We start from the raw sequence: 11,876 nt of genomic DNA, 5'->3' as shown, positions 1-11,876 counted from the left end.
TTGTATACAAGGGGTATCGTCGGCAGCGTAGGATGGGTATAAGAGACCCGCCACCGCCCCCGCTGCTGCCGGAGGAGGACGACGACGAGCGCTGGGAGGCGGTGTAGGCGCCGATCGACGACGACAGCGCCGACTCGAAACTGTCGAAACCCGATCCGCCGGGACCGGCGGTGAAACCGTGACCGGAATCGGTGGACCTGCTGTGATACCAGTCCGGTTGCGGTGCGGGCATCCCGGTGGCCGCCTGGTACTTCTGTGCCCACAACGCGGCGGAGCCGCAGGCCACGGCGAAGGGCACGTAGGCGGTGTACAGCTCGCGACGGGCCCCGAAGTCGAAGCGGTCCTCGGCGGAATCGGTGGCCAGCAGTCGGTGGAATCCGCCGACACGTGACCACAATTCACGCCCCTGCGCGGTGCGGCGGGTACCCACCCCGGCGCGCCAGCTGCGTGCGGACAGAAAGAAGTAGACCGCGAAGGGCACCACCCAGACGGTGGCGGGGAACCCCCACCGAATCGTCGCCATGATCGCCCAGACCAGGGCCAGCAGATTGGCCACCCGAACCCACCATTCGCCGCGGCGCTTGACCAGCAGACCGTAGTCCAGGGCCCAGTTACGCACGGCCGTGTCCATCTCGGTCTTGGCCGTGGTCAGCTTCTTACCGGCCGAGATGCTGCCGTTGGCCCGGAACACCGATCCGGGGGTGTCGACCTTGAGGGCCTTGGCGACGGCGACACTGACCGGGTCGATGGAGTCCCAGTCGCCGGCGCGGCCCTGCCCGCGGATGATCCACTTCTTGTCGCCGGTCTGCTCCAGCTCGATCAGCCCCCGCTCGGCCAGATAGAACAACGTCGCGGTGACGCCGCTGCCGGGGACGTCCTCGGTGCGGATGTATTCGAACTGGACCGGGCCCACCCATTGCGGCGGCGCGTACTGCAGAGGGAACCCGGGCGCGCGTTCGAAGGTCAGCCGGTTCAGCGACGTGGCCACGGCGATCCCGACGGCCGTGAGGACCGCCACCCACACCACTCCGGCGCGGGACTGCCCCAGCACCGCATCCCAGCCGAACGACCAGGGCAGCTCGGCCCGGGGCGGGGTGGGCACGTCGGCGCCCACCCGCACCGTCACCGGTGTGCGGGGCGGCAGTTCACGGGCCGAGACCGTCACCGTGTCACCGGAGACGGCCACGGCGCTGCACGCCCAGCCGCTCCCCTGGCCGACCGCGCACTGGGCGCCGGTCACCTCCGCGGGCATCGAGACGACGATGTCGGCGCGTTCGATCCGGTTGTTCCAGGCCGGGGCGATGACGTTCCAGTAGAACACCGTCCGCGCGTCGGGATCGCCCCGCTCGGTGGCGAAGGTCCTGCCCGCCCCGCTGCTGCCCGGGTCGAGCACTCCATCGATGCGGTAACGGATCTCGTACACGTGCAGGCCCGGATCCAGGTAGCGGCCGGGATCGCCGATCTTGGCGACCCGGAACCGGCCGTCGTCCTGCCACAGCAGCTGATAACGCGCGGGGACGCCGTCCTGGGTGATGGAGGCGATCTCGGGGCGCTGACGCACACCCGGGCTGTTGGGGTTGGCCACATCCCAGTAGCGGAAGATGCCGTGCCGCCCACCGGGAAACACCGCGGTGATGGTCTCGGTTGCCTGCAGGTTGCCTTCGGCGTCGACGTCGAAACGAGCCTGGTAGTCGGTGATGACCACCGGATCCGCGACCGGGCCGCCCTCGGAGCTGCCGCCGAAGACCAACGGCCACAGCACCGCGGCCGCGACGACCAGAGACGCGAACAACCACCGCAGAACCCGACCCAAGCTCATGTGCGCCTCCGTCCGACTCGGCCGGTCGGACTCACCCTATGTGCAGCGGGTCGATATGGATGCGTACTGGCGCGTGTTCGCGCCGCGCGCTGAGCACGGCACTCGCCCGGCGCAGCGTGCCCGCCAGCGCCAGTCCGTGCCGGCGCTCCACCCGGACGAGCATCCTGACCACCTCGACGTCGGGGTCCACGCCGGGGGGTCGGCGCACACCCACGGGCAGGTCGACGGGCCCGAGCACCTCGGCGTCCTCGGGCAGTTCCGCGGCGGCCAGCAGCGCGGCCGTCGCGTCATGGGTGCCGTCGAGGGCGGCCATGTGCACGCTCGGCGGCAGACCCACCTCGGCGCGGGCCGCGACCTCGGCTTCGGCGTGGCCCACCGGATCCCACCGGATCAGCGCCTGCACCGTCGGGATGGCCGATTCGGCGACCACCACCACTTCGCCGCCGTCGCCGCGCCCGCGCACCAGGGTGGCCGCGCCCAGCCACCGGCGCAGCGTGTCCTCGGCGGCCCGCAGGTCCTCTCTGCCCAGCAACGCCCAGCTGTCCAGCAGCAGCGCCGCGCCGTAGCCGTCCTCGGCCGGCGGTTCGGCACCGGGTGTGGCGACCACCAGGGCGGGTCCCGCACCGACGCCGGTGACCATCGATTCCCCCGACGAGGTGATGACCGTCGTGCCCGGAAACGCCCGGCCGAGTTCCTCGGCGGTGCGGCGGGCCCCGACGACCACCGCCCGCACGGCCCCGGATCCGCACCGGGCACAGCGCAGGGCCGAGTCCAGCCGGCCGCACCACCGGCACACGGCCGCCGAACCGTCGCCACTCAGCGACAACGGGCCCGTGCAGTGCCGGCACCGCACGATCGCGCGGCAGTGCGCGCACGCCAGGGACGGGATGTAACCCCGGCGCGGGACCTGGACGAGCACCGGGTGGCCGCCGTGCAGCGCGGTGCGCGCGGCGCGCAAGGCCACCGAGGGCAGCCGGGCGGTGCGGGCGGCGGGGTCACGTTCCTCGGCATAACCCTCGTCGTCGAGGGCGATCACCCGTGGCGCGCGGGCCCGCACCGATGAGCGCGCGGCCACCAGGTCATGGGCCCAGCCGCTGTCGACCAGGGCCTGGGCCTCGGCGGTGCGGGCGAAACCGCCGATCACCGCCGCACACCGCAGCTGGTGGGCCCGCAGCATCGCCACGTCGCGGGCGTGCGGGTAGGGCGCGCGGGGTTCGGACAGGGTGTCGTCGCCGTCGTCCCAGACCAGCACCAGCCCCAGGTTGTGTACCGGCGCGAACACCGCGCTGCGGGTGCCGATCACCAGCCGGGCCGAGCCCCGCAGCACCGACAGCCAGCGGCGGTAGCGCTCGGCGGGCCCCAGCCCGGCCGAGAGGGCCACCACCCCGGGTTCCCCACACCGCGACACCGCGCTGCGCAGCAACGCGTCCACATCGCGCTGATCCGGGACCACCGCCAGCACACCGCGGTTGCCGCTCAGCGCGGCGGCGGCCGCGTCAGCGAACCGGTCCGCCCAGTTCTCGCCGGGCAGCGCCTGCCACACCGCGCGGACGGCGCGGCCGTCGGCCAGCGCAGCCAGGAACTGCTCGGCCCCGTGACCGTATCCGGTCCACGAGCAGGCATCGGGCCGGTGGGCCACCGGGAGCTCCTGCGGCGCAACGGATTCGCGTTCGACCTTGGCATGACGGGGCGGAACGGCCAGCCGCAGTACGTCGGCGCGGGTGCCGGCGTAGCGGGCCGCCACCGCGTCGGTGAGCCGCCGCACGTCGGCGGTGAGCACCGGCTCGGCCGACACCACCCGCTCCAGCCAGCCCAGCCGGCCGGGGTGGTCGGTCTCCGAGCGGCGCTCCAGGATGAAGGCGTCGACGAGCCGGCCGTGGAATCGCACCCGTACCCGCACGCCGGGCTGGGCGTCGTCGGACTGCTCGACGCTGACCAGGTAGTCGAACTCACGGTCGAGGTGCGGCACCGTCAGCATCGGCAGTACACGGGCGATCGGCTCGTGTTCGGCCGGCTCCCGGGCGCCGGTCACCGTGGTTCGGCCGGATTCTGCGGTGCCCGCCCGAAGAAGAACCCGGCCGTGATCAGCACCTGCGCGACCGCGTACGCCCACCAGATCGGGACGGCCAGCAGTTGGTCACCGCGGACGAACTCACTGATCCCGATCATCGAGTCCGACACCGCGAAGCACACCGCGCCGGCCGCGGTCCACACGGTGGGCAGCCGGGCCAGCAGCGCCGCGCACACCATGGCGCCCAGGACGGCGATGTAGACCGTGACGGGGACGGTCAGCCCGGCATCGCGCAGCGCGGGCCAGAACCACCCCAGCAGCGCCGCGCACGCGAGCAGCACCAGCGCGGCCGTCACCGCGCGGCCCCGCCGGGCCGCCGCCAGCGGTAGGGCCAGCGGGATCAGCGCGCCCAGGTAGCACAGGTGGGCCAGCAGGAACGCCCCCAGACCCGCGACGAACGACGGCGGCCACCACGGCATCGCCAGCAGGAAGTCACCGGCCGCCGAAAACACCAGCGCACCCACCAGCCAGCGTCGTTCGCGGGCGATGGGGTGCAGCACCGCGGCCACGGCCAGCAGCAGCGCCATCAGCGCCTTGATCGCCGGCTGTCCGGGAAACCGGCCCGTCAGGTCGGCACCGGAGGGCGACCCCGACGCGGCGACGATCAGGAACACCCCGTAGCCCGCGCCGGCCGCGGCCGCGGCGCACCAGAGCCACTTCCGCCGCGTCGCGGACGTCGAGCGCGTACCGGGAATCGCCACCATGCTGGATGAAAATACTGGACGGCGGCGACGGCGCCGTCGGCCCGCCTAATCTGAGCTCATGACCGAATCCACCACCCGTCCCCCCATCGATCCCACCCTCAAGGCACTGCTGGACGCGGTGCCGCTGGAGTTCACCATCGAGGACGGTGTCGGGGTGGCCCGCGATCGGCTGCGGGCGGTCATCCCGCCCGAGGACATCCTGCCGGCGATGCGGATCGAGGAGCACACCATCTCCCACGGCGGGGTCACCGACATCCCGGTTCGCATCTACTGGCCTCCGATCATCGGCCAGCACGACGACCTTCCGGTCGTGGTGTTCTACCACGGCGGCGGATGGGCGATCGGCGACCTCGACACCCATGATCACGTCGCCCGCGCACATGCGGTGGGCGCCGAGGCGATCGTGGTGTCGGTGGACTACCGCCTGGCGCCCGAACATCCGTTCCCGGCCGGCGTCGAGGACGCCTGGGCCGCCCTGCAGTGGGTGGGCGAGAACGCCGCCGGCCTCGGCGGCGATCCGGCCCGCATCGCGGTGGCCGGCGATTCGGCGGGCGGCAATCTGTCGGCGGTGATGGCCCTGCGGGCGCGTGACCGCGGGGCACCGGCACTGGCATTCCAGCTGCTGTGGTACCCGGTGGTCGTCGGCGACATGTCGGCGCCCTCGTTCACCGAGAACGCCGACGCCCCGATCCTCAACCGGGACGTCACCGAGGCGTTCCTGACCTGGTACGTGCCCGAACTGGATTTCGACGATCCGGCGTCGCTGCCCGTCGATCTGGCCCCCGCCAACGCCGAGAGCCTGGCCGGATTGCCGCCGGCCTACATCGGCACCGCCGAGCACGACCCGCTGCGCGACGACGGGGCCAGGTACGCCGAACTGCTCGAGGAGGCGGGCGTGCCGGTCACCCTGTCCAACGAGGAGACCATGTCGCACGGCTTCGTCAGCCTGGCGCTGGCGGCCCCGGTGGCCGCCGAGGCCACCGAACGTGGCCTGGCGGCGCTGCGGGCCGCCCTGCGTCGCGGGGATGCCTAGACCGGGCTTCCAGGCCCGGCCCCTAGACCCGGCTCCTAAACCGAGGCCTTGAGGTCCTCGACCTTGTTCAGCTGCTCCCACGGCAGCTCCACATCGGTGCGACCGAAGTGCCCGTAGGCGGCGGTCTCGGCGTAGATCGGGCGCAACAGCTCCAGATCCCGCACGATCGCGCCGGGGCGCAGATCGAACACGCTGGTGATCGCCTTCTCGATGCGCGCCGGGTCAACGGTCTCGGTGCCGAAGGTCTCCACGAACAGACCCACCGGAGCCGCCTTGCCGATCGCATAGGCGACCTGCACCTCGACTCGCTCGGCGAGTCCGGCCGCCACGACGTTCTTGGCCACCCAGCGCATCGCGTAGGCCGCCGAGCGGTCGACCTTCGACGGGTCCTTGCCCGAAAACGCGCCGCCACCGTGACGGGCCCAGCCGCCGTAGGTGTCGACGATGATCTTGCGGCCCGTCAGGCCGGCGTCGCCCATCGGACCGCCGAGCACGAACTTGCCGGTCGGATTGACCAGCAGCCGGTAATCGGAGGTGTCCAGCGACTGGTGTCCGAGCTCGGCCAGCACGGTGTTGACCACCTTCTCCCGGATGTCGGGGGTCAGAGTGGCGTCCAGGTCGATGCCGTCGGCGTGCTGGGTCGAGAGCACCACGGTGTCCAGCCGGACCGGGACGTTGCCCTGGTACTCGATGGTCACCTGGGTCTTGCCGTCGGGGCGCAGGTAGTCGAGCACACCGTCCTTGCGGACCTTGGTCAGCTGCCGAGAGAGCCGGTGCGCCAAGGCAATTGGCAACGGCATGTACTCGGGTGTGTCGGTGATCGCATAGCCGAACATCAGGCCCTGGTCGCCGGCGCCCTGGGAGTCCAGCGGGTCGGCGGCACCGCCGACGCGGGTCTCGTGGGCGGTGTCGACACCCTGGGCGATATCCGGGGACTGTGCGCCGATGCCGATGTTGACGCCGCAGGTCTCGTAGTCGAAGCCCTTGTCCGAGGAGTCGTAGCCGATCTCCTTGATCCGTTCGCGGACCGTCAAGGGAATGTCGGCGAAGGCCTCCTTGGCCTTCGTGGTCACCTCGCCCACCACATGAACCTGTCCGGTGGTGACCAGCGTTTCCACCGCCACCCGCGACTTCGGGTCCTGTGCGAGCAGAGCGTCGAGCACCGAGTCGCTGATGGCATCACAGATCTTGTCGGGATGTCCTTCGGTTACCGACTCACTGGTGAACAGCCGACCACTCACGTTCTGGTTCCCCTTCCGCCTCGCGTCTGTTTTCGCGTCTTTCACGTTCAATCCGTCGAACTGTATCGTCCGGCCGCGTTGCTGCAGGCAGCCTGCCCCCGGCCGGCAGATGTCGCAAGCCGTGTGGGCGTCCTGGGCTCTTAGGCCCCGTCCCTCAAGAGTGCTGCGACGGCGTCCACGATACGGCTCGCCATTTGGGTCTTGGACCCGTGCTCCAGTGCCGACTCGGCGCCGTCGGCGCCCAGCAGCCATCCGTCGTTGTTGTCGACCTCGAAGGCCCGCCCGTCGCCGACGGCGTTGACGACCAGCAGATCACATCCCTTGCGGGCGAGTTTGCCGCGGGCGTGAAAGAGCACGTCGCCGTTGGCGTCGCCGGTCTCGGCGGCGAACCCGACGATCACCCGCATGTTGGGTAGCTGGCCCTCGGCGCGGCTGCGCACGGCACCGGCAAGCACGTCGTCGTTGCGGGTCAGGACTATCTCGGTCGGCTCCTCGGCGCCCTTCTTGATCTTGGTCGCCACGAATTGTGCGGGACGGAAATCGGCGACCGCGGCCGACATCACCAGCACGTTGGCATCCGGCGCGTGTTTGGACACCGCGTCGCGCAGCTCGGTGGCCGATCCGATGCGGACCACCTCCACCCCGGCCGGGTCGGCCAGTCCGGCGGTGTGCCCGGCGATCAGGGTCACCTCGGCGCCGCGCTGGGCGGCCACCCGGGCCACCGCGTACCCCTGCTTGCCGGAGCTGCGATTGCCGATGAACCGCACCGGGTCCAGCGGCTCGCGGGTGCCCCCGGCGGTGACCAGCATGCGCACCCCGGTCAGGTCGTGGGGCATCGCATCGGGGCGGGTCAGCAGCAGCTCGGCGAGGGTGGCGATCTCCTCGGGTTCCGGAAGCCGTCCCGGTCCGCTGTCGGCACCGGTCAACCGCCCCGATGCCGGCTCGAGCACCACCGCTCCCCGGCGCCGCAGGGTGGCGACGTTGTCGACGGTCGCGGGGTGCTGCCACATCTCGGTGTGCATCGCCGGGGCGAACAGCACGGGGCAGCGTGCGGTCAGCAGGGTGGCGGTGAGCAGATCGTCGGCGCGGCCGGCCACCGCGCGCGCCAGCAGGTCCGCGGTCGCCGGGGCCACCACCACCAGGTCGGCGTCCTGGCCGATGCGCACGTGTGGCACCTCGGGGACGTCGTCGAAGACACCGGTGTGGACCGGGTGGCCCGAGAGCGCCTCAAACGTCGCGGCACCAACGAACCGCAGCGCGGAGGCGGTGGGCACCACCCGCACGTGGTGGCCGGATTCGGTCAGCTGGCGGACCAGCGAGCAGGCCTTGTAGGCGGCGATGCCGCCCGCGACGCCGACGATGATCCGCTTGCGGTCCATGCCGCGGCCCCGACTACTCGCCTTCGGTGTGCTCGAGGAGGTCGCCGTGGATTTCCCGCAACGCGATCGACAGCGGCTTCTCCTGCAGACCGGGCTCGACGAGCGGTCCGACGTACTCGAGGATGCCGTCGCCGAGCTGGTTGTAGTAGTCGTTGATCTGGCGGGCCCGCTTGGCCGCGTAGATCACCAGGGCGTACTTGCTGGACGCGCGGTCGAGCAGGTCGTCGATGGGCGGGTTGGTGATGCCCAGCGGGGTGTCGTAGGAACCCTCGAAGGCCGCCAGGCCGCCCGCTTCGAGCTGCTCGGCGGCGGACAGGGTGTCAGCGTGCGGGTTAGTCACTAAGAGTTCTCCTGGCAAGTCGGGCTGAGGTGGTGTTCGCAGGTTGTGTCGGCAGGTTTGTCGGCAGGGTGTTTCCGCAGGGTGTTCCCCGTGGCTCCTGCGCGGCACCCGGGCGTGTGGGGGCGTGGCGGGAGGCCGTCACGGAGTGTCCGGCGCGTTTCCCACCAGCAAGGATACCAATTCGGCGCAGGCACTCTCCAATTGCCGGTTGACGACGACGACGTCGAAGTCGCTTTGAGCGGCCAGTTCGGCCCGCGCGGTGTCGAGGCGGCGACGCATCGCCTCGGGTGTCTCGGTGCCGCGACCGGTCAGCCGACTCTCCAGATCCGCCCAGCTCGGAGGGGCCAGAAACACCGTCAACGCCTCCGGTAGCGCGGCCTTGACGGCGCGCGCACCCGCGAGGTCGACCTCGATGAGCACCGGACGACCGGCACTCATCGCGTCGCGGACCGGCTGGGCCGGGGTGCCGGAGCGCTGCAGGCCGCCGTGGATGTCCGCCCACTCCAGCAGCTCACCGGAGTCGATCAGCCGCTGGAATCCCTCCGGGCCGACAAAGTGGTAGTCCACCCCGTCGAGCTCTCCCGGCCGGGGCGCTCGCGTGGTCGCCGAGACGCTGAAATACAGGTCGGGGACGCGGTCCCTGAGGCACCGCACCACGGTCGATTTACCGACCGCGGTGGGACCGGACAGCACGACAACCCGGCCTTCAGCCGAAGACCCGCCGTCGTGCCCGCCATCCGGTCCCCCGCCAGCGTTCACCGACCTCTAGGAGGGGTCGAACTTCTCCAGCAGCGCCTTGCGCTGCCGATCACCCAGGCCGCGCAGCCGGCGGGTGGGTGCGATCTCCAATTCGGTCATGATCTCCTGCGCCTTGACCTTGCCGACCTTGGGCAGGGCCTCCAGCAGCGCGGAGACCTTCATCTTGCCCAAGACCTCATCGGTCTCGGCGTCCTTGAGCACCTGCTTGAGGTTGGTGCCGCCGCGCTTGAGCCGATCCTTGAGCTCAGCTCGCGCTCGACGTGCGGCAGCAGCCTTCTCCAACGCTGCCGCGCGCTGTTCGTCGGTCAACTGGGGAAGGGCCACGGTTCCTCCGTCTCATTGCCATCTGTGTTGCCATGTGTGTTGTTCTGCCGGGGTAGTCCTGCCAGCGACGCCGACCGTACCCAGGCTGCCTGACGAAATCTAACCCCACCCCCATCCCGCTCCGACAAAGGCCCAGCGTATTGGCCGATCCCATCGGGCGGTCCGGGCATGGTCGCAACCGGGGACCCGCCCGGGCCCCACCGACGCTCGATGACCCACAAGCCGGCCGAATGCGCAGGTCACAGGTGATTTGTCCGACCGTCACAGCGTTGCTCCGCGGCCCCGGACCCAGGTCACATTCGTCTCGGCGGGCCGATTGGGAAACACCGTCCCGGGTCGAACACCTCGCGGCGTGTCGGGCGTGTCCGCCGGGCCGATACCCACCGGCACCCCTGGCGGCCCGCGGGGGCGGCACCGGGGGCAGCACCGGGGGCAGCACTGCACGGTCGACACCGCGGGGCGACAACCCGGCAGCGGCGACGAGAAGTCCAGCGGCGGACCGATCGCCGGGAACGAGCGCCGGGGCCTCGCGTGGCGCCCTGGACGGGCCGCTGCAGCCCCGGCACGTCGGCACGCGGGCCATCGGCCATCGGACGTCCAACGCTGCCCAGGCGAGCCGCTGGGCGTGCGACGCGACGTTTTCCCGAGAACGGCCCGGAGCACAAGGCGATGACCACCGGAAACCGCGGATGGGGCGTGGTCGCGCCGGGCGGGACCGGACACCACCGACGCAGGCCCAGACCGGCACGGTCGGGCGGCCCGGCCGACACGTCAACCGCAGGTCACACGCCTCGTCGACGCGGGGATCACGTTCCGTTGCCGGACGCACAGCGCACACCCACTATCGCCACATGCGTCGCATAAGTCGCATCCCTAACTTCAGTCGTGCCCGGGCGTCAGCCCGGGCACCACTGGATCAAGACCGAACAAGACGACGAAATGGAGGCGCCGTGATGGAACTCAAGCGCACGATCGGAGGATCGGTACTGGCGGCCGGTGTGGGGCTCGCCGGAGTCCTCGGCGTGGGGCTCGGCGTGGGACTGGGCACCGCGGCCGCCGACCCGGGGCCGCCGTGCGGAGCGCCCGGCGGTCCGCAGTGCGGGCACCCCGCACCGCCGCCGCCCGGACAGCGCGGTATCGAGCAGGGCCGCCGGGACCATCAGCCCTTCATGTACCAGGGTCAGCAGGTCGTGCCGATGCCGGCCGGCAACGGCCACGGCTGGGGCTTCTGGTTCCTGGGTCGCTGGATTCCGCTGTGAATCTCCTGCCAATACACCACGAGATCACTGTGATGAGGTGATCGACCCGTCACCGAGCGCGGGCGCCGGGTTGCCCGGGCCCGCGCTCGGGCCGGGCAACTCAGGCCAGATAGGCCAGCGCGTCGCGCATCGCCTCGCCGGCGGTGCGCAGGGCCGCGACATCCGGGCCGGCCCGCAGCACCTCCCTGGACACGGCGGGCAGCACCTGCCCCTGCGCCGCACCGCCCAGACCGCCGAGCGCCTCGGGGCGGCCGCCCTGGGCCCCCACCCCGGGCACCAGGACCGGGCCCGAGAGCGTGCTCAGATCGGGAACCTCGCTGAGCGTGGCCCCGACGACCACCCCCACCGGACCCAACCGGGGACGCCACGGCCGGTTGATATCGGCGGCGGAGTCCACCATCGCCTGAGCGATGCTGCGTCCGCCCGCCAGCCGGGCCCGCTGCACGCCGGCGCCCTCGGGATTCGAGGTGGCGGCCAGTACGAACACCCCCCGCCCGGTGGCCCCGGCGAGGTCCAGCAGCGGGTCCAGTGCGCCGAAGCCGAGGTAGGGCGAGGCGGTCACCGCGTCACAGGCCAGGGGTGAATCCCCCACCCACGCCCGGGCGTAGGCGGCCATGGTGGTGCCGATGTCTCCTCGTTTAGCGTCGGCCAGCACCAGCGCGCCGGCCTCCCGGAGCCCGGCGATGGCCGTCTCCAGGACGGCATATCCGGCCGCACCGTACGACTCGAAGAACGCCACCTGCGGCTTGACGACGGCGAACCCGCCGAATGCCGCGACGCAGATGTCGCTGAACGCGGCCAGCCCGGCCACGCTCTGCGGCAGGCCCCACGCCTCGAGCAGTTCGGGGTGCGGGTCGATCCCCAGGCACAGTGGGCCGCGGGCGGACACCGCATCGGCCAGCCGGACTCCGAACCCCGGCTCCTGACCGCCCTGGCCGGCGGCCATC

At 71.5% G+C, this 11,876-nt stretch carries 11 protein-coding genes; 2 read left to right on the top strand and 9 right to left on the bottom strand.

Translation table 11 applies throughout. The annotated features are described in order from the left end of the window. The 3 genes from CSR00_RS09245 to CSR00_RS09235 form a co-directional block, all read right to left on the bottom strand. Positions 1-1,819: DUF2207 domain-containing protein (locus CSR00_RS09245; RefSeq protein WP_099022090.1), on the bottom strand; the 1,819-nt coding region annotated here is incomplete at its 3' end. A 31-nt stretch (positions 1,820-1,850) separates the two neighbouring features. Beyond that, positions 1,851-3,797: a primosomal protein N' gene (locus tag CSR00_RS09240; RefSeq protein ID WP_099022101.1), complete on the bottom strand. Its 1,947-nt coding sequence runs from the start codon at positions 3,795-3,797 to the stop codon at positions 1,851-1,853. 50 nt (positions 3,798-3,847) lie between these two features. After that, complete coding sequence (locus CSR00_RS09235; protein WP_099022089.1) at positions 3,848-4,594, bottom strand: lysoplasmalogenase; 747 nt, start codon at positions 4,592-4,594, stop codon at positions 3,848-3,850. Positions 4,595-4,652: 58 nt separating this feature from the next. Here CSR00_RS09235 and CSR00_RS09230 point away from each other — a divergent pair, with 58 nt between their 5' ends. Then, positions 4,653-5,627: an alpha/beta hydrolase gene (locus tag CSR00_RS09230; protein ID WP_099022088.1), complete on the top strand. Its 975-nt coding sequence runs from the start codon at positions 4,653-4,655 to the stop codon at positions 5,625-5,627. Between the two features lie 35 nt (positions 5,628-5,662). Here the strand turns inward: CSR00_RS09230 and metK are convergent, their stop codons facing one another. The 5 genes from metK to mihF form a co-directional block, all read right to left on the bottom strand. Beyond that, positions 5,663-6,868, bottom strand: coding sequence for a methionine adenosyltransferase (gene metK, locus CSR00_RS09225; RefSeq protein ID WP_099022087.1), 1,206 nt, complete (start codon positions 6,866-6,868; stop codon positions 5,663-5,665). Positions 6,869-7,008: 140 nt separating this feature from the next. Then, positions 7,009-8,247 (bottom strand): bifunctional phosphopantothenoylcysteine decarboxylase/phosphopantothenate--cysteine ligase CoaBC, encoded by a 1,239-nt coding sequence (gene coaBC, locus CSR00_RS09220; RefSeq protein ID WP_099022086.1) that lies wholly within the window; start codon positions 8,245-8,247, stop codon positions 7,009-7,011. Between the two features lie 13 nt (positions 8,248-8,260). After that, positions 8,261-8,587 (bottom strand): DNA-directed RNA polymerase subunit omega, encoded by a 327-nt coding sequence (gene rpoZ / locus CSR00_RS09215; protein ID WP_099022085.1) that lies wholly within the window; start codon positions 8,585-8,587, stop codon positions 8,261-8,263. A 138-nt stretch (positions 8,588-8,725) separates the two neighbouring features. Further along, entirely contained in the window at positions 8,726-9,346 is a 621-nt protein-coding gene (gmk, locus tag CSR00_RS09210) for a guanylate kinase (protein WP_099022084.1), read from the bottom strand. 6 nt (positions 9,347-9,352) lie between these two features. Next, positions 9,353-9,670 (bottom strand): integration host factor, actinobacterial type, encoded by a 318-nt coding sequence (gene mihF, locus CSR00_RS09205; protein ID WP_099022083.1) that lies wholly within the window; start codon positions 9,668-9,670, stop codon positions 9,353-9,355. 953 nt (positions 9,671-10,623) lie between these two features. Here mihF and CSR00_RS09200 point away from each other — a divergent pair. Next, positions 10,624-10,929, top strand: a complete 306-nt coding sequence (locus CSR00_RS09200; protein ID WP_099022082.1) for a hypothetical protein — start codon at positions 10,624-10,626, stop codon at positions 10,927-10,929. A 100-nt stretch (positions 10,930-11,029) separates the two neighbouring features. Here the strand turns inward: CSR00_RS09200 and pyrF are convergent, their stop codons facing one another. Beyond that, positions 11,030-11,875: an orotidine-5'-phosphate decarboxylase gene (gene pyrF, locus CSR00_RS09195; RefSeq protein WP_099022081.1), complete on the bottom strand. Its 846-nt coding sequence runs from the start codon at positions 11,873-11,875 to the stop codon at positions 11,030-11,032. Position 11,876: the final 1 nt, after the last annotated feature.

Source organism: Mycolicibacterium palauense (assembly GCF_002592005.1).
In the GTDB taxonomy this organism is placed as follows: Bacteria; Actinomycetota; Actinomycetes; order Mycobacteriales; family Mycobacteriaceae; genus Mycobacterium; species Mycobacterium palauense.
Note: the sequence above shows the minus strand (reverse complement) of the source record. Positions and strands in the feature narration are given on the sequence as shown.

Coding starts and splice junctions, on each gene's coding strand:
- CSR00_RS09240 (WP_099022101.1), bottom strand. CDS start 3,797: ATGCTGACGGTGCCGCACCTCGACCGTGAGTTCGACTACCTGGTCAGC.
- CSR00_RS09235 (WP_099022089.1), bottom strand. CDS start 4,594: ATGGTGGCGATTCCCGGTACGCGCTCGACGTCCGCGACGCGGCGGAAG.
- CSR00_RS09230 (WP_099022088.1), top strand. CDS start 4,653: ATGACCGAATCCACCACCCGTCCCCCCATCGATCCCACCCTCAAGGCA.
- coaBC (WP_099022086.1), bottom strand. CDS start 8,247: ATGGACCGCAAGCGGATCATCGTCGGCGTCGCGGGCGGCATCGCCGCC.
- CSR00_RS09200 (WP_099022082.1), top strand. CDS start 10,624: ATGGAACTCAAGCGCACGATCGGAGGATCGGTACTGGCGGCCGGTGTG.
- pyrF (WP_099022081.1), bottom strand. CDS start 11,875: ATGGCCGCCGGCCAGGGCGGTCAGGAGCCGGGGTTCGGAGTCCGGCTG.